Raw genomic sequence first — 20896 nt, forward strand, 5'->3', positions numbered from 1 at the left:
TTTTCCGTATCATGAAGGCCCGGGCTGGAAGGTCCGGGCCTTTCTCATTATCTAGGGTCATCCGAACAGCAGGATTCTCCCCATGCCTTCATTTGACGCCATCGGCGACCTCTCCCTCGACGAGGCCCGCCGCCACACCCAGGAGGCCCTCGCCAAGGCCGACGATGGCGAGCTCTTCATCGAGAAGCGCCAGAGCGAAAGCCTGGTCTTCGACGACGGCAAGCTGAAGTCGGCCTCCAGCGACGACGGCCAGGGCTTCGGCCTGCGCGCGGTCAGCGGCGAGACGGCGGCCTATGCCCATTCCTCCGAACTCACGCCCGCCGCCCTCGGCCGCGCCGGCGACACGGTGGAGACAATCCTCCGCCATGGCCGCAGCCGCACCGTGAGCGAGCCGCCACAGCGGAGCAACCGCAAGCTTTACGGCGACTTCAATCCCGCCGACGTGCTGGGCTTCGCCGAGAAGGTGTCGTTGCTGCAGAAGGTCGATGCCTTCACCCGCGGGCTCGATCCCAAGGTGCGGCAGGTCTCGGTCTCGATCGGCACCGACTTCCAGGACGTGACCATCATTCGCCCCGACGGCGAATTGTTCCGCGATGTCCGCCCCCTGCTCCGCTTCAACGTCTCGGTGACGACCGACAACGGCACCCGCCAGGGCCAGGGTGGCGACGGCTTCGGTGGCCGCGCGCTTCCCGCCGAATACCTGACCGAAGACCGCTGGCAGGCCGCCGCGCGCGAGGCCTACCGCCAGGCGATGGTGGCGCTCGAGGCGGGTGACGCGCCCGCAGGCGAGATGGACGTGCTGCTGGGACCCGGCTGGCCCGGCATTCTCCTGCACGAAGCGATCGGCCATGGCCTTGAGGGCGATTTCAACCGCAAGGGCACGTCCGCCTTCTCCGGCCTCATGGGCCAGCGCATCGCCGCCGACGATGTTACTGTGGTTGATGACGGCACGCTGCCGGACCGCCGCGGCTCGATCACCATCGACGACGAGGGCACGCTTTCGAACTGTACCACGCTGATCGAGAACGGCATCCTCGTGGGCTACATGCAGGACAGGATGAATGCCCGCCTGATGGGGGTGAAGCCCACCGGCAACGGCCGCCGCCAATCCTATGCCCACACGCCCATGCCGCGCATGACCAACACCTACATGCTGAACGGCAAGCGCACGCCCGAAGAAATCCTCGCCTCGATGAAGACCGGCATCTTCGCCAAGTCCTTCGGTGGCGGGCAGGTCGATATCACCTCCGGCAAGTTCGTCTTCACCGTGACGGAAGCCTACATGATCGAGAACGGCAAGCTGACGCGGCCGGTGCGCGGCGCCATCCTGATCGGTGCGGGTTCGGAGGCGCTCAAGAAGATCAGCATGGTCGGCAACGACCTCGCCCTCGACAAGGGAATCGGCACCTGCGGCAAGAACGGCCAGGGCGTGCCGGTGGGCGTAGGCCAGCCGACGCTCCGCATCAACGGCCTTACCGTGGGCGGCACAAAGGCGGCATGACATTCGTGACGGCGGCGCGTCCTACCCTCGTGATCTTCGACATGGACGACGTGCTTTGTCACTACGACCTCGGCCGCAGGCTGCGCTATCTCGCAACACTCGCCAACACCACGGCGCGTGACGTGCGCGCCGCGCTGTGGGACTCGGGCTTCGAGGATGCCGCCGATGCCGGGGCCTATCCCGATCCGTCGCTCTACCTCAGCGAGTTCGGGGCGCGGCTTGGCTATGCCATCAGCGAGGAGGAATGGGTGGAGGCCCGCCGCCACGCCATGACCGCCAACAGCGAGGTGCTGGTGGTGGCCGCCCTGCTCAAGGCGCAGGCCGACGTGGCGATCTACACCAACAACGGGCCCATCGTGAAACAACGCCTTGAACGGCTGCTGCCGGAAGCGGCGATGATCTTCCAGCAGCGCTTCTGCTCCTATGAATTCGGCACCAAGAAGCCGGACCCCAAGAGCTTTGCCCGGCTGGTGGATTCGCTGGGCCGTAAGCCGGCCGACTGCTGGTTCATCGACGACAAGAAGTCCAATGTCGAGGGCGCGCGCATCGCCGGCCTGATCGGACATCATTACCGCAACCCCGGCCTTCTCGTCGAAGAGGGCCGCAGACTGGGATTTGAACTGTGAGCGCAGGCGCCAACCGGGCCGTGTTCCTGTCGGGATCGATCATGCGCCATGTGGTGGTCATGACGCTGACGGGCGCCGTGGGCCTCATGACCATGTTCGGCGCCGACCTGGCCGACCTCTTCTACCTCAGCCTGCTGCGGGACACGAACGTGACGGCGGCCATCGGCTTTGCCGGCATTCTCTCCTTCGCCAACCTCTCCATGGGGATCGGCATCGGCATCGCCACGGCGGCACTGGTGGCGCGGAACCTCGGGGCCGGGAACCCCGAGCGCGCCAAGGAATTCGCCACGAGCTGTGTCACATTCACGCTCGTCGTCTCCGGCGCCTACACCATTCTTGCGGCGATCTTCGCGCGGCCGCTGATGCACCTGCTCGGCGCAGAGGGACAGGCGCTGGAACTCGCCGTCTCCTACATCCACATTCTCACGCCCGGCTTCATCCTGCTCTCGACGGCGGTGTGCTGCTCCTTCGCACTCCGCGGCATCGGCAGCCCGAACCGCGCCATGTTCGTGACCCTGGGTTCTGCCTGCGCCACGCTGATCATGGACCCGATCATGATCTTCCATTTCGGCTGGGGCATTCAGGGTGCGGCGGTCGCCCATGTGACGGCGAACACCGTTGCGCTGGCAATCGGCGTACACGGCATCGCGGTGCATCACCGCTTCCTCAATCATCTCTCGCTCAAGGCCCTGCGGCGCGACTTCCCGGCGATCTGGGCCATCGCCTTCCCGGCGGTACTGACGCAGCTCGCCACACCCTTCACCATCGCCTACACGACTTTTGCAGTTGCGCCCTACGGCACGGAGGCCGTCTCCTCCTCGGCGATCATCGGGCGCATCGTGCCCGTGGCCTTCGGCATCATCTTCTCGCTCTCGGGTGCGGTTGGCCCGATCATCGGCCAGAACTTCGGCGCGAAGGACTTCGTCCGCGTGAAGCAGACGCTGAAGGACGGCCTCACCTTCGCCGCCGCCTACACCCTCATCACCTCGCTCCTTCTCTTCCTCTTCCGTCATCCGCTGGCGGATGCCTTCCACCTCACCGGCGAGGCGCGCCACTACGTGCTCTTCTTCTGCACCTTCATCGGCGTCACCTGGGCCTTTGCAGGCGCGCAGTTCGTGGCCAATGCCGCCTTCAACAACCTCGGCCGCCCGGGCCTCTCGACCTGGTTCAACTGGGGCAAGGCAACGGTGGGCACGGTGCCCTTCGCGATTGTGGGGAGTGCCGTGGGCGGCGTCACCGGCATGATGGCGGCGGTCGGCGTGGGGTCCGTCCTTTTTGGCGTTGCGTCGGTGTGGATGGCCGCTAGGATCGTGAACCGACTGCAAACTGGGGCAGCTTGAACCATGGCCATCACCGACATTCTCTCTGCCGTGCAGGGCGGACAATACTATGCGAACGCCGCAGCCGCCTGCGGGCTTTCGGAAGCTGACGGCAAGCGCCTGATCAGCCGCTTCGCACCCGAGATCGCCACCAGGCTGAAGGACAAGGCGGCTTCCGATACGGAAGCCTTCGAGGCCCTGCTCGACCTGCTCGAGGAAGGGGGCGACAGTTCCGACCTGAACGATGCGGAGGCGATGACGGGGAGCGAGGCACAGTCCGACGGCGCCGCCATTCTCACCGAACTCTATGGCTCGAAAGCAAAGGCTGCCGACGCACTGGGAGCGAGCAATGCAGCGGAAGAAAAAGCCGCAGCGCTGAGCGCAACGGCCGTCATGGCAACCCTCGCCGCCAGCAATTCCGCGCAGTTGTCTGGCGGAGCCCAGCAGGCTGCCGACACGGGCGGCAGCGGTGGCGGGTTGCTCTCCATCATTCTTGGCGCCTTGCTCAAGGGCCTGATGCAGGGTGCGCAGCGCCAGCTTGCGCCCAAGCGCCGCCGCCGCCGTTACACCTATTCGACGCGCCGCCGCACCACCACACGCCGCCGCCGTACGCGCACGCCGGGCCTCAACGACATCTTCAAGGACATCTTCAAGACCTGAGGCCGCTCATTCGTGGCGGAGCGCTTCGATGGGATCGAGGCGGGCGGCACTGCGCGCCGGGAAGAAGCCGAAGACCACGCCGATGACGGCGGAGAAGATCACGGCAACCGCCGCCATGGTGGCGTTGAAGTGGAAGGGAATGCCGAGCAGCAGCGAACCGCCGCCGGCAATGGCATAGCCCAGCGCCAGCCCGAGGAAGCCGCCGATGATGCAGAGCACCACCGCCTCCACCAGGAACTGTAGCAGCACCTGATTGGCGCGGGCACCGATCGCAAGGCGGATGCCGATCTCCCGGGTGCGCTCCGCCACCGACACCAGCATGATGTTCATGATGCCGATGCCCCCCACCAGCAGGCTCACGGCAGCGACTGCGCCGAGCAGGCCGGTCATGACCGTGGTGGTCGATGACATGGCGGCGGCAATCTGCGTCATGTCGCGGACGGTGAAGTCATCCTCCTCGCCCGGCTGCACGCGGCGGGTCTCGCGCAGGATGTCGGTCATGTCGGCCTGCAGCGTGGGCAGCACCTGCTGGCTCTGGCCCGAGACAGCGATGGTGGCGATCTTGGTCGAGCCCGCAATGCGGCGCTGGAAGGTGCGGAGCGGCATGACCACGGTGTTGTCCTGATCGGTGCCGAAGGCGGACTGGCCCTTGGCGGCGAGCGTGCCGATCACCTCGCAGGGCATGCTGCTGACGCGGATCACCTGCCCCATGGGCTCTTCGCCCTGGAAGAGTTCGCGCACCAGCGTCGCGCCGATCACGCAGACGGCGGTGCCGCTGCGGGCGTCGGAGTCGCTGAAGGTGCCGCCTGACGTGAAGGTCCAGTCCTGGGTTTCGAAGAAGCTGGGTTCGGTGCCCGTCACCTGCGTGTCCTGGCTTGCCGTGCCGTAGACAACCTTGGCCTGCTTGTTCGACGAGGCCGCCATGGCGCGCACCCCGGTGAGGCCGCTTCTCAACGCATCCACATCGCGTTCGGAGAAGCTGCGCGCCTCGCTGCCGGTGGGCGGGCCCGGCGTCGGTGCGCCAGGGCGGGCGATCAGCATGTTGCTGCCGAGCTTCGAGAGTTCCGAGGTCATGCGGCTTTGTGCACCCTCACCGATCGTCACCAGCGCCACCACGGCAGCAACGCCGATGACGATGCCGAGCAGCGTGAGGATGGAGCGCAGCACGTTGCGGCGGATGGTGCGGAGCGCGAGCTTGATGGATTCCCAGATCATGCCGCCACCTTCACGTCGCTGCGGATCTTGCCGTCGGCGAAGATCACCTTGCGGCCGGCATAGGCGGCGATGTCTTCCTCATGCGTCACCATGATGATGGTGATGCCGCGCGTGCGGTTGAGATCGGTGACAAGCCGCATCAGTTCATGGCTGCGGGCGGTGTCGAGGTTGCCGGTGGGTTCATCGGCGAGGAGCACGAGCGGGTCCGTGACGATGGCACGCGCGATGGCGACACGCTGCTGCTGGCCGCCCGAGAGTTCCGACGGCGTATGGTTCTCGCGGCCTTCGAGTCCCACGGCCCTGAGCGCGGCGGCGGCGCGCTGTTCCCGCTCGCTGCGGCTCATGCCGCGATAGACGAGCGGCAGTTCGACGTTTTCAAGCGCGGTCGTGCGCGGCAGCAGGTTGAAGCCCTGGAAGACGAAGCCGAGATAGTTGCGCCGGAGGAGCGCGCGGCGGTCGTTGTCGAGGCCGGTCACGTCGACGCCACTGAAGCTGTAGGTACCGGCGGTCGGGCGGTCGAGGCAGCCGATGATGTTCATGCAGGTGGACTTGCCCGAGCCCGAGGCGCCCATGATCGCGGTGAACTCGCCGGGATGGATGTCGAGGTCGACACCATCGAGCGCGTTCACCCGTGCCGCCCCCTCGCCATAGGAGCGGCGAAGCCCGCGGAGCGAGATGATCGGCGTCCGGGCGTTGGGGTCAAAGGCGTTCATGGCTCATGACCCCGATGCGGCGGCAGTGCGCTGGGCGGTGATCAGCTTGTCGCCGGCCTTGAGCTCGCCGGAGAGGACGACGGTGCGGCGGCCATCGCTCGATCCGGTCTTGATGCTGATCTTCTCGGCCACACCGTGCCGCAACACATAAACATCGCGCATGCCGTCGGGCGAGGCATCGCGTGTGCCGCGCTCGGAGCGCGGAAAGCGCGGCATGAAGATCTGCGTGATCGAGAAGCCACGCGACGTTTCCACCCGCGGCGGGGCATAGCGCAGCGCCTCGTTGGGAACGGTCAGGACGTTGGCATAGTCCTCGGTGATGATCTTGGCGGTCGCCGTCATGCCGGGGCGAAGGGCAAGGTCTTCATTGGGTGCAGAGAGGATCGCCTTGTAGGTGACGACGCCATCTACCGTTTCGGGCGCATAGGAAAGGCGCTCGATCTGGGCCGGGAAGTTGCGGCCGCGATAGGCATCGACCGAGAAGCCGGCCTTCTGCCCGGTCTTCACGGCACCCATGTCGGCCTCGTCCACCGCCGCTTCGAGCTGCACGCGGGTGAGATCCTGCGCAAGGGTGAAGAGAACGGGCGCCTGCAGCGACGAGGCCACCGTCTGTCCCGGTTCGGCGGCGCGCTTCAGCACCACGCCGTCGATGGGGGCGGCGATGACGGCGCGCTTCAGGTCGGCTTCGAGAATGGCAAGGTCGGCCTTGGCGGAGGCGAGGTCGGCCTCGGCGGCGGCGACGGATGCGGTGGCGCGGGCCAGATCGGCACTGGCGGACTGCAGGTCCTGCTCGGTGGACAGGCCGCGCTTGCGCAGGTCCTTCTGGCGGTCGGCGGCGGTCTGGCGCTGGTCGAGGGTGGCCCGGGCATCCTGAAGCTTCGCCTCGGCGCCGGCCAGTTGTGCTTCCGACTTGGCCTTCTGGGCGTCAAGCCGCTCGGTGTCGAGGGTGGCGAGCGTATCGCCCTTCTTCACGATGCTGTTGTCATCGACGTTCACGGTGCGGATGACGCCGGAGAGTTCGCTGCTCACATCCACCTGGGTGATGGGCTGGATCGTGCCGGTGGCCGAAACGGTGACGGTGAGGTTGGTCACCTCGGCTGTCTTGGTGTCGTAAACGATGGCCTCGCGGGCGGCGCTGTAGCGCTCGTAGGCATAGAGCCCGCCCGCCGCGATCACCGCAAGCACTGCGATCCAGACAAGCCGCCGCGCCCACTTGCGCCCCTTGCGGGCGGCGGTCAGGTCAAGAGCCGTCTCAACGTCGGCCCGGCTGGGCTGGGTCATGATGTTCATGGGTCCACCGTATATAGGTACGGCAGACGGCTGGCGCAGGGCGATTCCGTCGCATCAGCGCAGAATAAAGTAGGCCGGGACTGCGGCGTAGAGCAGCATGGCAAGGGCCAGAACCGTGCGGGTCCAACGGTTTCCGAAGCGCCCGAAGAGCACGAGGGCGAGGACAAGCCCCAGAACCGCTTCAAAGGCCGAGACAATGTGGCCGTAATGCGCCCCGTCCCAATAGGACACGGGCGACATGAGTTTCCAGCGCGACAGCGGCCAGAAGCTCATGTGCGCATCCTCCCGGTGGCAGAGGAAATCGATCAGCGTGTGCAGGAAGCCGGAAACGGCAAAGACCATGACGGTGCCCCATCGGTCGATTGCCCCCGCCGTGGCGGCCAGCCGCTCCCGCCGCCAGAAGGCCAGCAGGATGAGGCCGCCCCAGAGGAAGAAATTGTGGGCGATGCCGTTCATCACCTGCATCCATTCCTGCCAGTAGATGATGCCGAAGATGATCGGGTCCGGCACGGACATGATCTTCAGGCCGAGGACGGCAAGGAGCATGGGCAGGTCCGGCAGCAGGCCGCCCGCTGCCCCCGCCCAGGCATTGCGCACCGAGCGGCCGCCGAGGGCTGCGCCCATGATGATGTGAGTTTGCGTGTGCATGACCAAGATTTAATTCATGCGCGAACGCTTGTCGCCCCTGCTCTTGTGACATTGCGGCGCGCACATGGCCTTGTTAGGCTTGGGTCTTCGATAGGGGAACGGAATGTCGGAACTGGTCTTCAAGCCTGCCCTCGAGCTTGGCCGCCTGCTCAAGAAAAAGAAGCTCTCGGCCATGGAGCTGCTGGGCGAGTGCCTGACCCAATATGCCCGCCACAACGACGCGATCAACGCCGTCATCCTCACCGACCTGTCACGCGGGCGGGCGGCGGCGCGGGCCTCCGACAAGCGCCTTGCCGCGGGAGAAGCCCTGTCCCCCTTCGACGGTGTGCCGATGACCGCCAAGGAAAGCTTCGACTGGCAGGGTCACCCCTCCACCTGGGGCGACCCCGCCATGGTGGACAACATCGCCCAGAAGAACGCCGTCGCTCTGCAGCGGATGCTGGATGCGGGCGCCGTCATGTACGGCAAGACCAACGTGCCGCTGGCGCTCGCCGACTGGCAGAGCTTCAACGATGTCTATGGCACCACCAACAATCCGTGGGACGTGACGCGTACGCCGGGCGGCTCCTCCGGCGGATCGGCGGCTGCCCTTGCCACCGGCATGACGGCGCTCGAGATCGGCAGCGACATCGGTGCCTCGATCCGCAACCCTGCGCACTATTGCGGCGTCTATGGCCACAAGCCCACCTATGGCGTTGTGCCCTATCGCGGCCATCTCATGCCGGGCAGCGTCTCGATCAGCGACATCACCGTGGCGGGCCCCCTCGCCCGTTCCTCCAAGGACCTGACGGCGATGATGGGCCTTCTCGCCGGCACCGAAGGCATCGAGGCCCATGGCCTGCAGGTGAAATTGCCGAAGCCGCCGTTTGCCACGCTCAAGGACCTGCGCGTGGCGGTGAAGCTCAACAGTCCGGTGAGCGATGTCGACCAGGCCTACCAGAACCGGCTCATCGCGCTCGGCGAGTTCCTGAAGAAGAAGGTGAAGAAGCTGACCTATGAGGCCGCGCCCGCCTTCAGCGACGAGGAGGTGTACGAGAACTATATCACGCTGCTCCGCGCCACCGCGACGAAGCGGATGAGCGACGCGGAGATTGATGCCGCCGTGCAGAAGGCCCGCACCTTCGACCCAGGCGACAAGTCATATGTGCCGCTGATGACGCGCGCCTTCGCGCTCTCGCACGGCGCGTGGCTGCGCGCCAACGAGCGCCGTCACCAGATGGCGCAGATCTGGGACCAGTTCTTCGGCGACTGGGACGTGCTGCTCTGCCCCGCTGCGGCGTCTGCCGCGTGGCCGCACGACCAGAAGGGCGAGCGCCACGAGCGTTACATTCCGGTGAACGGCAAGCAGGTCTCGACCATCGACCAGCGCTTCTGGGCGGGCTACTCCGGCAATTTCTATCTGCCATCCACCATCGCACCCATCGGCCTCACGCCTGCCGGCCTTCCTGTCGGCGTCCAGATCGTCGCCCGCGCCTATGGCGACCTCACGGCACTCAAGGTGGCGGAATGGATCGAAGAGGAGTTCGGCGGCTTCGTCGCGCCGCCCGGGTATTGACGTTCACTTCATCAACGCCACGAGCCTCGCGCCCACCTTCACATTGCGGGTCCAGCAATAGAAAGCGAGCAATGGCTTCTCGTGGGTGATTGTGGCGTGGGTGACGAGTGAGGGATGCCAGATCACCTCGCCCTGGCGGCGCGGCACGAAGGGCTGGTCGTCCCCCTTCTTCCACTCGGAAGGTTCGGTGAGCGGCCAATAGAGTTCGGGCGCGGGATGGAAGTGATCGAGATAATGCCGGTGCGGCCCGAGCAGCAGGAAGCCCATCAGGTAATCGTCGCCGGGGAAGAAGCCCTTCGGCCCGATCAGTTCCGCCCAGGCATAATTGTCCTTGAAGCCCTCGCCCAGGACCTCGTCGGTGTAGCTTTCGCTCTGCTCCCAGCGCAGCGCGGGCGCAATCTTCGCCAGCGCATCCGCCAGTTCCTTGTCGAGAGTTTCCGCCTGCTTCAAGCTCTGGTCGAGATACTTGACGACGGGTTTCGTGGCCGGTTCGGGCAACTGGAACTGCGGGTCCTTCAGCGGCTGTTCCGAGAGACGGTAGATGACGTTCTCCACGCCCTCCCCGCCCCGCGCCATCAGGCCCCGCGCCACCCGTCCGATCACGTGCCGCACGTCTGGTGCTGTTATGGCTTGCTTCATCATGTCACTCCGGGCCCGGTGATCTCGCGGATGAGCTTGCGCTGCATGGCCGCACCGAAATCATCGTAGCTGTCCGCCTTCACCACAAAATTGGAGGGACCGCCAGCCACTTGGCGTTCAAGATAGACATCGAGCGTCGGCCACTCATTGGCGATGGCGAGGCCGTTGATGGTGACGCCGCGCGCCACCACTTCATCGCGGGCGCGGAAAGCAGGTTTTCCCATGTTGTTGCGGCCATCGGTGGAGAGGTCGATGACATGGCGGGTGGCGGGCGGCGCAATCGCAAGAAGCGCGCCACCATAGAGAAGTGCCGCCGAGATGGCGGTGCCACCCTGCTGCGCAAGGCGCGGCGAGACGGCCAGGCGGTTGCCGAGACGCTGGGCATCGTCCGCCGTGGCGATCACACTCCACGGCAGGATCACCACCTGGGTTTCGATATCGGACCAGAGGAAGACGCTGATGGCGATTTTCTGCAGGGGGCCCTTCTGGATCGCCTCGAAGATTTCGGCACTGGCCAGCGCATCGCCCAGCCCCTGCATCTGCAGGCGGTATTCGCGGCTGTCGACGCTGTAGGAACAATCGATGGCAAGCACGAGGGCAAGATCGACCGGAGGCTGGTCGGTGGCGGCTGCTGCCGGCCCGGCGGCAAGGGCCGCCAGAAGCCCCGCACCAAACACACGCCGTGTTGGCCGGGGCGCAGCCATCGCTAATGCGATGCGTACTCGGCGTAATCGAGGGCGCGGCAATCGGCGGCCTTCCAGCCGACATGCACGGTCTTGCCCTCGTCGACGCCACCGGTCGTCGCCTTGTTCGGCACCTTGACGATGAAGTCGTCATGACCCGCCACCTCGAGGCGGGCGCGGATATGATCGCCCAGATAGATGAGTTCGGCGATGCGGCCCTTGAGCAGGCCATCGACCGATTGCGAACCGGGATTGATCTCGACGCGCTCCGGCCGGACCGAGAGCAGCGTGCGCTCGCCCTTCTTGACGTTGACGGCAAGCGCCTTCACCACGTCGCCGGAATCGAGTTTCACCTGCGAGGTGCCGTCGGCGGACACATCGGTCACCGTGCCCTTGAGCTTGTTGTTCTCGCCGATGAACTGGGCGACGAAGGAATTCTGCGGGCGCTCGTAGAGTTCGGCGGGCGTGGAGAGTTGCTGCACCACGCCATCATTGAACACGGCGATGCGGTTCGACATGGTGAGGGCTTCCGACTGGTCGTGCGTGACGTAAACGACGGTGACGCCGAGGCGGTCGTGGATGTGCTTGATCTCGTACTGCATCTGCTCGCGCAGCTGCTTGTCGAGAGCGCCCAGCGGCTCGTCCATGAGAACGAGATCGGGCTCGAAGACAAGCGCGCGTGCGACGGCGATGCGCTGCTGCTGGCCGCCCGACAACTGCCCCGGACGGCGGTTCGCCATTTGCGGCAGCTGCACCATGTCGAGGATCTTCTTCACGCGGGTCTCGCGCTCGGCCTTGGAGATGTTGCGCACCTCCAGCGGGAAGGCGAGATTTTCCGCCACCGTCATGTGCGGAAAGAGCGCGTAGTTCTGGAACACCATGCCGATGCCGCGCTTGTGCGGCGGCACGTTGTTGATCGGCTTGTCCTTGAGATAGATTTCGCCATGGGTGGCGGGCTCGAAGCCCGCCAGCATCATCAGCGTCGTCGTCTTGCCCGACCCCGAAGGCCCGAGCATGGTGAGGAACTCGCCCTTGGCGATGTCGAGGTTGAGGTTCTTCACAACCAGGGTTTCGCCGTCATAGCTCTTCTGAACATTGACGAAACGAACCATTGCTTCGGACTGCGACACGTCTGGCATTCCCCTTGTTGCCGGAATTTCTTTCCGGCTCATCTTAGCAAGCGTGCGGCGGAAGGAAAGCCCCGCGGATGCCTCTTATTTGCGCTTCTTTGCCTTCTTTGCGGGCTTCTTCTTCGCGGCTTTCTTGCCGCCGATGATGAGGTGCTCGGGGCCATAGGGGAAGCCGGTGATGTTGCGGTTGCCCTTCTCGGTGATGACGAGAATGTCGTGCTCGCGATAGCCGCCGGCACCCTTCTGGCCTTCGGGGATCATGATCATCGGCTCCATCGAGACGACCATGCCGGGCTGCAGCACGGTGTCGCAATCCTCACGGAGTTCAAGGCCGCCTTCGCGGCCGTAGTAGTGGCAGAGAACGCCGAAGGAATGGCCGTAGCCGAAGGTGCGGTACTTGAGCAGGTCGTGCTCGGCATAGATGGCGTTCAGTTGCTTCGCCACGTCCGAGCATTTTGCACCCGGCACCAGAAGCTTCTTGCCTTCGTCGTGCACCTTGCAGTTCACCTCCCAGAGGCGGATGTGTTCCTTGGACGCCGTCTCGGCAAAGAGCGTGCGCTCGAGGGCAACGTAGTAGCCCGCCACCATCGGGAAGCAGTTGAGGGAGAGAATGTCGCCGCGCTTGATCTTGCGCGAGGTGACGGGGTTGTGGGCGCCGTCGGTGTTCACGCCGGACTGGAACCAGGTCCAGGTATCCATCAGTTCGGCATTGGGCCAGACGCGGGCAATCTCGCGCACCATGGTGGCGGTGGAATGCAGCGCCACTTCGTGTTCGGGTGCGCCCACTTCGATCGCTTCCACGCAGGCGGCACCGCCGAGGTCGGCGATCTTCGTCATCTTGGAGATGTGCTTGATCTCCTCATCCGACTTGATCCAGCGCAGGCGCTGCGAGGGCGCAGCGCAATCCACGAACTCCACGCCCGGGAAGGCATCTTCCAGCATCTTGCGGAAGTCGAGGCTGACGTGATCGAACTCGATGCCGACGCGCTTCACGCCCTTGATGAGGCCCTTGAGCGCGATGAAGTAGTTGTCCTTCGACCAGTCGGTGTAGGTGACGTTGTCGCCATAGGTGCGGCGGGCGGGCTGGCCGCCGTCAATCGCTGCGGTGACGCTCGTTGCCTTCTCCTGGGTGATGACGAGGCCATACTTGCGGCCGAAGTAGCAATAGAGGAAGTCCGAGAGGTAGCAGATGTTGTGGTAGGAGGTGAACACGCAGGCATCGACGCTGGCGCGCGCCATCCAGCCCCTCACCGCATCCTGCCGGCGCTGCATTTCAGCGGCCGAGAAGGTCGGCTTCGGGCTCTTGCCGTTGTTGCGGTAGTCGACGAGGGCGGGACGTTCGAGAGTGGCCATTTCCGGTGCTTCCTTCATGAGATGGATTTGTGTTTCCGGCAACAAAAGGCTTGTGTCAAAGGAGCATCCTTCACTATCATGATGAGCTAAGCTCATACTTGAAGGGGGTTCGCCCGATGGCCAAACTTCCGCCGCTCAATGCCCTGCGCTGCTTCGAGGCCGCCGCCCGTCACCGCAGCTTCTCGCGCGCTGCCAATGAACTGCACGTCACCCAATCGGCTGTCAGCCACCAGGTGCGGCAACTGGAGGATTGGTTCGGCCTCATGCTGTTCGAGCGCCAAGGCCGCCAGACCCTGCCCACCCCCAAGGGCGAACTCCTCGCCACCGGCTTGGCGGAAGCCTTCAACCTGATCGCCGAGTCCTGCCGCCAGGTGAAGGCCTCGCAGGTGGGCGCAACTCTCACGATCGCGGTGCTGCCGTCGATCGCCACGATCTGGCTCATTCCAAAGCTCTCCGCCTTCTTCCGCGAGCATCCGGAAATTCCGGTGAAGGTGATCTACCTGCTCGCCGGGCAGCCGCTCAACTTCAACGAGATCGACATCGCCATCACCTGGGGGCGCGAAGGCAGCGTGGGTGAAGGGAAGGCGGTGCGCTTTCTGGCGGGCGACACGGTGGCCGTGGCCAACCCGGCGCTCATTGCCCGCGAGGGGCCCTTCGAACGCTCCACCACCCTGCTCCACGCGCCCCTCCTTCACGACACCGACCGGCAGGGCTGGCAGCGTTTCATGAAGAAGCTCGGCATCCGCCATGCCAACCCGGAGAGCGGTCCGGTGTTCGAGGATTTCAACCTGCTGCGCGCCGCCGCATTGGCCGGACAGGGGCTGGCGCTCTGTCCCCGCTCCCTCATCAAGGATGACGTGGCGGCGGGCCGCCTCGTGGTGCTGTTCGAGAACACCTCGGTGAATGAAGACTGGAGCTACTGGCTGGTGGAACCCGACAACAAGGAAGGCCGGGCCGAGGCCATCTCCGCCTTTCGCTCATGGCTGATGAAGGAAGCTGCCGCTTGACCCGTTGGGCTATAACGCCCAAATACGGGCCTGACACACACGGGTTTTCGCTTTCATGTCCGCCCCTGCCCTGATCGATCCCTTTGGCCGGCACGTGACCTATCTCCGGGTCTCGGTCACGGACCGCTGCGATTTCCGCTGCACCTATTGCATGGCCGAGGACATGACCTTCCTGCCCAAGAAGGACCTGCTGTCGCTCGAGGAGATGGACCGGCTGTGCTCGGAGTTCATCGCCGAGGGCGTGAGGAAGATCCGCCTGACGGGTGGCGAGCCCCTGGTGCGCAAGGGCATCATGACGCTCGTCGAAAGCCTGTCGCGCCACCTGCGCTCGGGCGCGCTCGAGGAATTGACGCTCACCACCAACGGCAGCCAGCTTGCGAAACACGCAAGCGATCTCGCCCGCCACGGGGTGAAGCGCATCAACGTGTCGCTCGACACGCTCGACCCGGTGAAGTTCCGCACCATCACCCGCTGGGGTGATTTCAATCGCGTCATGGAGGGCATTCGCGCCGCGCAAGCCGCGGGGCTTGCGGTGAAACTCAATGCCGTGGCGCTCAAGGGCTTCAACGAGGACGAAATCCCCGAGATGATCCGCTGGGCGCACGGCGAAGGCATGGACCTCACCCTCATCGAGACCATGCCGATGGGCAACATCGACGGCGACCGTACCGACCAGTATCTGCCGATCTCGGTGCTGCGCGCGAAGCTGATGGAGCAGTTCACGCTCGACGACATTCCCTACAAGACGGGCGGACCCGCCCGCTATGTTGAGGTGAAGGAGACGGGCGGACGGCTCGGCTTCATCACGCCGCTCACCCACAACTTCTGTGAGAGCTGCAACCGCGTGCGCGTCACCTGCACCGGCACGCTCTACATGTGCCTGGGCCAGGACGATGCCGCCGACCTGCGCGCGCCGCTCCGCGCCTCCGAAAGCAACGAGCTGCTGCGGGCCGCCATTCTTGAAGCCATCGGGCGCAAGCCGCTCGGCCACGACTTCGTCATCGACCGCCGCCACAACAAGCCCGCGGTGGCCCGCCACATGAGCCTGACCGGCGGTTGAGGGCAACAGTTCCCGGCCTGCACGTCGCGTGGATCAGTCAAAAAATGGTCACTTGCATCAGCCCCCGTCCGATGCTCGTCTGTCCGGGATGACAACGGGACGGGAACCCCCGATGACAGACTTCAAGCTCTATTGCTTCGGTGAAAGCGGCAATGCCTACAAGGCTGCCCTCATGCTGCAGGTGTGCGGCGTGGCGTGGGAACCGGTGTTCGTCGATTTCTTCAACGGCGAGACGAAGACCGAGGCCTACCGCGGCAAGATCAACATCATGGGCGAAGTGCCGGTGCTGATGCATGCGGGCAAGACGCTGACGCAATCCGGCGTCATTCTCGACTACCTCGCCGAGGTGACGCGCAAGTTCGGCGCCAAGAGCGAAGACGAACGCCGCGAGATCATGCGCTGGATGCTGTTCGACAACCACAAGCTTACCTCGCCCATCGCCTCGCTTCGCTATCTGGTGACGCTGATGAAGAAGCCGGAGAACGAGGTGACGGAGTATCTGCGCGGCCGCGCGCTGGGCGCGCTCGGCGTGGTCAATGCCCATCTCGCCGACAAGCCGTTCATCCTCGGCAAGCGCCCGACCATCGCGGACTTCTCGCTCTGCGGCTATCTCTACTATGGCGAGGAACTGCCCTTCACTATGGCGCCCTTCACGCACGTGCTGAACTGGCTCGACGGCATCAGGGCGCTTCCCGGCTGGAAGCACCCTTACGACTGCATGCCGCGAAAATAGTCGAGCGGAAGGTTACGCCTGTTCCACGGCGTCGAGATATTCGTCGAGGTGCTCGAGGTTCTCGAAGCGCATCCAGCCTTCGTCCGTCTCGGCTTCCACCGTACCATCCGAGAGGATGCGGGCGGAGCGGCCACGGATCACCTTGTCCTCAACGACGTAGAGTTCGCCGTCTGCCGGAGCGGCTGCTTCGCTGCCAGCAGTCGCCATTGTCTCGACCGAGTCGGTGCCGGTGAGGGCGTTCTCGAGATCGCTCTTGGCCTGTTCGAGGGCGTCGATGGTTTCCTTGACGGCCGGCGAGAGCGGCGCATCCGCCTTGGCACCCGCGCTGGCGGCGCTGGTTGCGGCGGCAGCGGCAGCCGCCTCCTCCGCCTTGCGGCCGAAGCTGGGGAAGCGCATGGACTTGGCCGGAGCGGCCTCAGATGTCTTTTCTTCGGCCTTCGGCGCGGGAATGGGTTCGGGCGCAGGGCGCGTGGGCGCAGGCGCCACTTCGTCGGCGTAGTCTTCGAGCGGGGCCGTGGCCGAGACGGCGGAGATGATCCCGCCGACGCCGATTGCCAGAATGCCGCCCACGATCAGGTTGATCGCTGATGCCATGTCAATGCCGCGCACCTGAAGCTGCGCCTGATTGACGAAACCCATCACTGCAAGGAACACGCCTGCCGCAAGCAGAATGAGCCCCAAAACCTGCATCAACTTCGACATTGACTACACCTCCCGCCATCGGGGGGCGACGATTCCCGTCCCCCGGTTGTCCCTGACCCTGTTATGGTAAACTATCAGGACAGCCAAGGCTTTGAACAGATGTAATTTCTCCACAAGTATGGTTAACGCGGTTTCAGTCAAAACTGATCTTGGGCGCGGGTTTCCGGAGGTTTCCGCCCTCCAGTTGTGCCCAGACCTGGCGGGCGATGTCGCGGTAGATGGCCGCATGCTGACTTTCCGGCGCGGTGGCGGCCACGGGGCGGCCCTCGTCCGAGCGGAGCCGCACGTCCATGTCGAGGGGAACTTCCCCCAGGAAGGGCACGCCGAGGCGCTCTGCCTCCGCCTTCGCACCGCCGTGGCCGAAGATGTCGTGGCGCTCGCCGCACTTGGTGCAGGTGAAGTAGCTCATGTTCTCCACGATGCCGAGCAGCGGCACGTTGACCTTGCGGAACATGTTGAGGCCCTTCCGCGCATCGATGAGGGCAAGGTCCTGCGGGGTGGAGACGATGACAGCACCCGAAAGCGGCGTCTGCTGTGCGAGCGTGAGCTGCGCGTCACCTGTGCCGGGCGGCATGTCGATCACCATCACGTCGGCCTCTGACCATTCGACCTCACGGAGCAATTGCGTGAGCGCCGACATCACCATGGGGCCGCGCCAGATCATGGGTGTGTCTTCATCGACGAGGAAGCCGATCGAGGACACCTCCACGCCATAGCGCGCCATGGGCTTCATGCGCTTGCCGTCGGCGGTGCTCGCCTCGGGCCTCCCGGTGAGGCCGAAGAGCTTGGGCATGGAGGGGCCGTAAACGTCGGCATCGAGAACCGCAACGCGCAGGCCCAGCGACTTCAACCCCAGCGCAAGATTGATGGCTGTGGTGGACTTGCCCACGCCGCCCTTGCCGGAGGCCACCGCGATCAGATGCGTGATGCCGGGAACGGCGACAGCGCGGGACTGCGGCGCAGCGCCGGGCTGGGCCCCTGGGGCCGGTGAGGCGGGCTGCGCCGCCCTGCCCGGCTGGCGTTCAGCCGTCAGCACCACGCGGGCCTTGCTGACGCCGGGCAGCCGCTTCACCGCCTGCTCCACCACGGTCTGCAACTGCTCCATGGTCTTGAGGCGGGCGGGATCGGCGCTGAGCGCGAAGGTCACCTCGCCACCCTCGATCACGATGTCGGAGATGAGCCCGGCGGAGACGATGTTGCCCCGGCCGTCGGGGGCGGCAATGCGCTTCAGTTCGTCGAGGATGCGGTCTTTGGTCAGTGTGGTCATGGTTAATCCGTTGCGTCCGCCGCTCCTTGCCATGGGCGCTCCGGCCCTGCAATCGGAGCTTTGCACATGCCTTCAACTCAATTTTTACAATACGTGCAAAGCCGCCCTTAGGCTTTCGCAGATATGGTCGGGGTTCGAATTTTCAACCCGGGCCCGTTGACCATGAGCGTCGCAGCAGGATTCACATCGCCGTCCGCAAGCCCGGAGAAATCCGTGGCCGACGACATGGCATGGCACGGGGAATTCCTCGAAATCTTCCTGAAGAACCAGATGAAGCTGGCGCCCGTGATGCCGCTTCTCGTGCTCTTCATGGCCGTGACTGCAACCCTGTGGGTGCCATGGACGACGGCACTCGCCTGGGCCGTCGGCGCCATCGGCTGCGGCCTCGTGCAGCTCGTGCTCTGCAAGGTCTATTTCTCGCGCAAGCGTTCGGTGCCGGAACAGCGCGACTGGATCGGCATGATCGCCGCGTCCGAACTCTTCCAAGGCATGTTCTGGGTGCTGCCGCTGTTCTTCTTCTGGCCGAACTCGGACAGCCTGCAGAACACCTTCCTCGTGGCCGCCATCATTGCGGTGAGCGTGGTGCGCCTGCTCATCGTTTCGAACTTCATGCCCGTGCTGATTGCCGGCACCGGCGTCATGACCATCGGTGTCGCGGTGCGCTGTGTCGCTGAAGGCAATGCCATCTATCTTTCGCTCGCGGGCCTCATCATCACGCTCGAAGTGTTCTATCTCTTCGTGGCGCGGCAGCTTCAGGAAACGCTGCGCGACATGATCATCTTCCGCCAGCAGAAGGACGGCCTCATCCAGGAACTGAAGGCGGAACGCGACCGCGCCGATGCCGAGCGCCAGAAGGCCGAGAATGCCAACCGCGCCAAGTCCTCGTTCCTCGCCAACATGAGCCACGAACTGCGCACGCCGCTGAACGCCATTCTCGGCTTCTCGGAAGTGCTGGAGCGCGAGATGTTCGGGCCGCTCTCGAACCGCGCCTATCGCGACTACGCCGGCGACATCAACAGTTCCGGCCGCTATCTGCTTGGCCTCATCAACGACATTCTTGACCTCTCGCGCATCGAGGCGGGCCGACTCGAACTCCGCGAAGAGCCGATGATGCTCACGACCGCGCTGCAGAATGCCCAGCACCTGCTCGGCATGAAAGCGGCGGAAAAGGACACCTTCGTCGACATCCAGGTCGAACCCAATGTGCCCAAGGTCATGTGCGACCAGCGCGCCGTGAACCAGATCGCCATCAACCTGCTCACCAACGCTATCAAGTTCTCGCCGCCCAAGGGCCGCGTGGTGATGTCAGTGCGCAGGACGACGGCCGGTGGCGTGTCCATCTCGATCAAGGACAACGGCCCGGGCATTCCGCGCCAGGAAATCGATCACGCGCTCTCGGCCTTCTCGCGGGGTTCGATTGCGGCGAAGAACGCCATCGATGGCGCAGGCCTCGGCCTTCCCATCGTCAAGGGCCTCATGGAGATGCATGGCGGCATGATCGACATCATCTCGGATGTGGGCCAGGGCACGGAAGTGATCTGCACTTTCCCGGCGGCGCGCGTGCTCTCTGGCCCGCGGAATGAACTAGCCACCTCGCCCAGCATTGCCAGCGAGACCCAGCGCAAGCTGATCAACCTCACGGGTTGAGCGCTACTCCATTTTCAAACACTCTCCATGCCCGGCCTTGAGCCGTGCATCCATGTTTGCAGTGTGAAGTCTGGATGGCCGGGTCAAGCCCGGCCATGGAGGATTGTCAGGAACTCACCCCTTGTCGCTGACGCCGGCGCTCGCGAAGGTCGCCATGTTGGCATGGGTGTTGACCGCAGCCTTCACCACGCCCGCAGCCATGGCCGCGCCGGAGGCCTCGCCCAGGCGCATGCCGAGATCGAGGAGCGGCTTCATCCCGAGCTTCGCCAGCAGCGCCTTGTGGGCGGGCTCGGCGGAGACATGGGCGGCCATGCAGTGATCGAGCGCGGACGGGTTCGCCTTGAAGAGCACGGCGGCGGCGGCTGTTGCCACATAGCCGTCGATCAGAACCGGCACGCGCTGCATGCGGGCTCCGAGGATGGCGCCCGCCATGGCGGCGAGTTCGCGCCCGCCCAAGCGGCGGAGCACTTCCAGCGGATCATCGAGGTGGGCCTTGTGGAGCGCGGTGGCGCGGCGCACCGCATCGGCCTTGCGCTTCAGGCCTTCGCTGTCGACACCCGTGCCGGGGCCGACCCAGTCTTCAGCTTTCCCGCCGAACAGGCCATGGGAGAGCGCCGCCGCAATGGTGGTGTTGCCGATCCCCATTTCACCCACGCAGAGAAGATCGCAGCCGCCGGCGGTGGCCTCCATGCCATAGGCCATGGTGGCGGCACACTCGGCCTCGTCCATGGCGGCATCCTGGGTGATGTCGCGGGTCGGGCGCTCGAGGGCGAGTTCAAAGACCTTGAGGCCAAGGTCGAAGGTCTTGCAGATCTGGTTCACGGCAGCGCCGCCATTCTGGAAGTTGGCCACCATCTGGGCCGTGACCGCCTGCGGATAGGCCGCCACGCCCTGGGCCACCACGCCATGGTTTCCGGCGAAGACGGCCACGACCGGGCGCTCCACGCGGGGCATGTCCCGGCCCTGCCATGCGGCCATCCAGGCGACGATCTCCTCGAGGCGGCCCAGGGCGCCGGGCGGCTTGGTCAATTGCCCGTCCCGTTCCCGGACCGCGGCCACGGCCGAGCCATCCGCCTGCGGCATGGTGCTCAGCAAATTTCTGATGTCGTCGAAGGGGAGGCCCGTAGTCATTTGATTGGATTCGTGCT

At 65.0% G+C, this 20896-nt stretch carries 20 protein-coding genes; 9 read left to right on the top strand and 11 right to left on the bottom strand.

Features of this window, described 5'->3' with window-relative positions; translation table 11 throughout:
* Positions 1-82 precede the first annotated feature (82 nt).
* From tldD to QM801_RS12040, 4 genes are read left to right on the top strand one after another with little or no spacing between them, the layout of a single operon-like run.
* Positions 83-1501, top strand: a complete 1419-nt coding sequence (tldD, locus tag QM801_RS12025; protein WP_415019449.1) for a metalloprotease TldD — start codon at positions 83-85, stop codon at positions 1499-1501.
* Positions 1498-2127: an HAD-IA family hydrolase gene (locus QM801_RS12030; RefSeq protein WP_415019450.1), complete on the top strand. Its 630-nt coding sequence runs from the start codon at positions 1498-1500 to the stop codon at positions 2125-2127. Before tldD ends, QM801_RS12030 begins: the two co-directional genes overlap by 4 nt.
* On the top strand, positions 2124-3467 hold the full coding sequence (locus QM801_RS12035) for an MATE family efflux transporter (protein WP_415019451.1): 1344 nt from the start codon (positions 2124-2126) through the stop codon (positions 3465-3467). Before QM801_RS12030 ends, QM801_RS12035 begins: the two co-directional genes overlap by 4 nt.
* A gap of 3 nt (positions 3468-3470) precedes the next feature.
* Complete coding sequence (locus tag QM801_RS12040) at positions 3471-4106, top strand: DUF937 domain-containing protein (protein WP_415019452.1); 636 nt, start codon at positions 3471-3473, stop codon at positions 4104-4106.
* Between the two features lie 6 nt (positions 4107-4112).
* Here the strand turns inward: QM801_RS12040 and QM801_RS12045 are convergent, their stop codons facing one another.
* From QM801_RS12045 to QM801_RS12060, 4 genes are read right to left on the bottom strand one after another with little or no spacing between them, the layout of a single operon-like run.
* Entirely contained in the window at positions 4113-5321 is a 1209-nt protein-coding gene (locus tag QM801_RS12045) for an ABC transporter permease (RefSeq protein WP_415019453.1), read from the bottom strand.
* Positions 5318-6034 carry an ABC transporter ATP-binding protein gene (locus tag QM801_RS12050; RefSeq protein WP_415019454.1) on the bottom strand — a complete coding sequence of 239 codons (717 nt, stop codon included), beginning with the start codon at positions 6032-6034 and terminating at the stop codon, positions 5318-5320. Before QM801_RS12050 ends, QM801_RS12045 begins: the two co-directional genes overlap by 4 nt.
* Positions 6035-6037: 3 nt before the next feature.
* Positions 6038-7324 carry an efflux RND transporter periplasmic adaptor subunit gene (locus tag QM801_RS12055; protein WP_415019455.1) on the bottom strand — a complete coding sequence of 429 codons (1287 nt, stop codon included), beginning with the start codon at positions 7322-7324 and terminating at the stop codon, positions 6038-6040.
* A gap of 54 nt (positions 7325-7378) precedes the next feature.
* The gene (locus QM801_RS12060) at positions 7379-7972 is read right to left on the bottom strand and encodes a hypothetical protein (protein ID WP_415019456.1); all 594 of its coding nucleotides are present in this window, start codon (positions 7970-7972) and stop codon (positions 7379-7381) included.
* A gap of 103 nt (positions 7973-8075) precedes the next feature.
* Between QM801_RS12060 and QM801_RS12065 the strand changes: the two genes are divergently transcribed.
* Positions 8076-9527 (top strand): amidase, encoded by a 1452-nt coding sequence (locus tag QM801_RS12065; RefSeq protein ID WP_415019457.1) that lies wholly within the window; start codon positions 8076-8078, stop codon positions 9525-9527.
* A 3-nt stretch (positions 9528-9530) separates the two neighbouring features.
* Here the strand turns inward: QM801_RS12065 and QM801_RS12070 are convergent, their stop codons facing one another.
* The 4 genes from QM801_RS12070 to QM801_RS12085 form a co-directional block, all read right to left on the bottom strand.
* Complete coding sequence (locus tag QM801_RS12070) at positions 9531-10169, bottom strand: dimethylsulfonioproprionate lyase family protein (protein ID WP_415019458.1); 639 nt, start codon at positions 10167-10169, stop codon at positions 9531-9533.
* On the bottom strand, positions 10166-10870 hold the full coding sequence (locus QM801_RS12075; protein WP_415019459.1) for a DUF1194 domain-containing protein: 705 nt from the start codon (positions 10868-10870) through the stop codon (positions 10166-10168). Before QM801_RS12075 ends, QM801_RS12070 begins: the two co-directional genes overlap by 4 nt.
* Positions 10871-10872: 2 nt before the next feature.
* Positions 10873-11961: an ABC transporter ATP-binding protein gene (locus QM801_RS12080; RefSeq protein WP_415019460.1), complete on the bottom strand. Its 1089-nt coding sequence runs from the start codon at positions 11959-11961 to the stop codon at positions 10873-10875.
* Positions 11962-12063: 102 nt separating this feature from the next.
* Positions 12064-13332, bottom strand: a complete 1269-nt coding sequence (locus tag QM801_RS12085; protein WP_415019461.1) for an aminopeptidase P family protein — start codon at positions 13330-13332, stop codon at positions 12064-12066.
* 116 nt (positions 13333-13448) lie between these two features.
* Here QM801_RS12085 and QM801_RS12090 point away from each other — a divergent pair, with 116 nt between their 5' ends.
* From QM801_RS12090 to QM801_RS12100, 3 genes are all read left to right on the top strand, one after another.
* A complete protein-coding gene (locus QM801_RS12090; protein ID WP_415019462.1) occupies positions 13449-14339 on the top strand; it encodes a LysR family transcriptional regulator in 891 nt (296 codons plus the stop codon).
* Positions 14340-14394: 55 nt separating this feature from the next.
* A complete protein-coding gene (gene moaA / locus QM801_RS12095) occupies positions 14395-15399 on the top strand; it encodes a GTP 3',8-cyclase MoaA (RefSeq protein WP_415019463.1) in 1005 nt (334 codons plus the stop codon).
* Positions 15400-15511: 112 nt separating this feature from the next.
* Positions 15512-16132: a glutathione S-transferase family protein gene (locus QM801_RS12100; protein WP_415019464.1), complete on the top strand. Its 621-nt coding sequence runs from the start codon at positions 15512-15514 to the stop codon at positions 16130-16132.
* A gap of 12 nt (positions 16133-16144) precedes the next feature.
* On the opposite strand, the gene QM801_RS12105 is transcribed toward QM801_RS12100, so the two are convergent.
* Together QM801_RS12105 and QM801_RS12110 are read right to left on the bottom strand one after the other, a co-directional pair.
* On the bottom strand, positions 16145-16834 hold the full coding sequence (locus tag QM801_RS12105) for a hypothetical protein (protein WP_415019465.1): 690 nt from the start codon (positions 16832-16834) through the stop codon (positions 16145-16147).
* Between the two features lie 133 nt (positions 16835-16967).
* Complete coding sequence (locus tag QM801_RS12110; RefSeq protein ID WP_415019466.1) at positions 16968-18101, bottom strand: Mrp/NBP35 family ATP-binding protein; 1134 nt, start codon at positions 18099-18101, stop codon at positions 16968-16970.
* 213 nt (positions 18102-18314) lie between these two features.
* On the opposite strand from QM801_RS12110, the gene QM801_RS12115 reads away from it, so the two are divergent.
* Complete coding sequence (locus QM801_RS12115) at positions 18315-19748, top strand: sensor histidine kinase (protein ID WP_415019467.1); 1434 nt, start codon at positions 18315-18317, stop codon at positions 19746-19748.
* Positions 19749-19862: 114 nt separating this feature from the next.
* Here QM801_RS12115 and cobT read toward each other — a convergent pair whose 3' ends face one another.
* Complete coding sequence (gene cobT, locus QM801_RS12120) at positions 19863-20879, bottom strand: nicotinate-nucleotide--dimethylbenzimidazole phosphoribosyltransferase (protein WP_415019468.1); 1017 nt, start codon at positions 20877-20879, stop codon at positions 19863-19865.
* Positions 20880-20896: the final 17 nt, after the last annotated feature.

The organism is Aestuariivirga sp., assembly GCF_047600585.1.
In the GTDB taxonomy this organism is placed as follows: Bacteria; Pseudomonadota; Alphaproteobacteria; order Rhizobiales; family Aestuariivirgaceae; genus Aestuariivirga.

What these genes read in the sequence shown, in the direction of transcription:
- QM801_RS12050 (WP_415019454.1), bottom strand. Translation starts at nt 6,034, where the DNA reads ATGAACGCCTTTGACCCCAACGCCCGGACGCCGATCATCTCGCTCCGC.
- QM801_RS12110 (WP_415019466.1), bottom strand. Translation starts at nt 18,101, where the DNA reads ATGACCACACTGACCAAAGACCGCATCCTCGACGAACTGAAGCGCATT.
- QM801_RS12070 (WP_415019458.1), bottom strand. Translation starts at nt 10,169, where the DNA reads ATGATGAAGCAAGCCATAACAGCACCAGACGTGCGGCACGTGATCGGA.
- QM801_RS12080 (WP_415019460.1), bottom strand. Translation starts at nt 11,961, where the DNA reads ATGGTTCGTTTCGTCAATGTTCAGAAGAGCTATGACGGCGAAACCCTG.
- cobT (WP_415019468.1), bottom strand. Translation starts at nt 20,879, where the DNA reads ATGACTACGGGCCTCCCCTTCGACGACATCAGAAATTTGCTGAGCACC.
- QM801_RS12075 (WP_415019459.1), bottom strand. Translation starts at nt 10,870, where the DNA reads ATGGCTGCGCCCCGGCCAACACGGCGTGTGTTTGGTGCGGGGCTTCTG.
- QM801_RS12060 (WP_415019456.1), bottom strand. Translation starts at nt 7,972, where the DNA reads ATGCACACGCAAACTCACATCATCATGGGCGCAGCCCTCGGCGGCCGC.
- QM801_RS12090 (WP_415019462.1), top strand. Translation starts at nt 13,449, where the DNA reads ATGGCCAAACTTCCGCCGCTCAATGCCCTGCGCTGCTTCGAGGCCGCC.
- QM801_RS12045 (WP_415019453.1), bottom strand. Translation starts at nt 5,321, where the DNA reads ATGATCTGGGAATCCATCAAGCTCGCGCTCCGCACCATCCGCCGCAAC.
- moaA (WP_415019463.1), top strand. Translation starts at nt 14,395, where the DNA reads ATGTCCGCCCCTGCCCTGATCGATCCCTTTGGCCGGCACGTGACCTAT.
- QM801_RS12085 (WP_415019461.1), bottom strand. Translation starts at nt 13,332, where the DNA reads ATGGCCACTCTCGAACGTCCCGCCCTCGTCGACTACCGCAACAACGGC.
- QM801_RS12030 (WP_415019450.1), top strand. Translation starts at nt 1,498, where the DNA reads ATGACATTCGTGACGGCGGCGCGTCCTACCCTCGTGATCTTCGACATG.
- QM801_RS12040 (WP_415019452.1), top strand. Translation starts at nt 3,471, where the DNA reads ATGGCCATCACCGACATTCTCTCTGCCGTGCAGGGCGGACAATACTAT.
- tldD (WP_415019449.1), top strand. Translation starts at nt 83, where the DNA reads ATGCCTTCATTTGACGCCATCGGCGACCTCTCCCTCGACGAGGCCCGC.
- QM801_RS12105 (WP_415019465.1), bottom strand. Translation starts at nt 16,834, where the DNA reads ATGTCGAAGTTGATGCAGGTTTTGGGGCTCATTCTGCTTGCGGCAGGC.
- QM801_RS12100 (WP_415019464.1), top strand. Translation starts at nt 15,512, where the DNA reads ATGACAGACTTCAAGCTCTATTGCTTCGGTGAAAGCGGCAATGCCTAC.
- QM801_RS12065 (WP_415019457.1), top strand. Translation starts at nt 8,076, where the DNA reads ATGTCGGAACTGGTCTTCAAGCCTGCCCTCGAGCTTGGCCGCCTGCTC.
- QM801_RS12055 (WP_415019455.1), bottom strand. Translation starts at nt 7,324, where the DNA reads ATGAACATCATGACCCAGCCCAGCCGGGCCGACGTTGAGACGGCTCTT.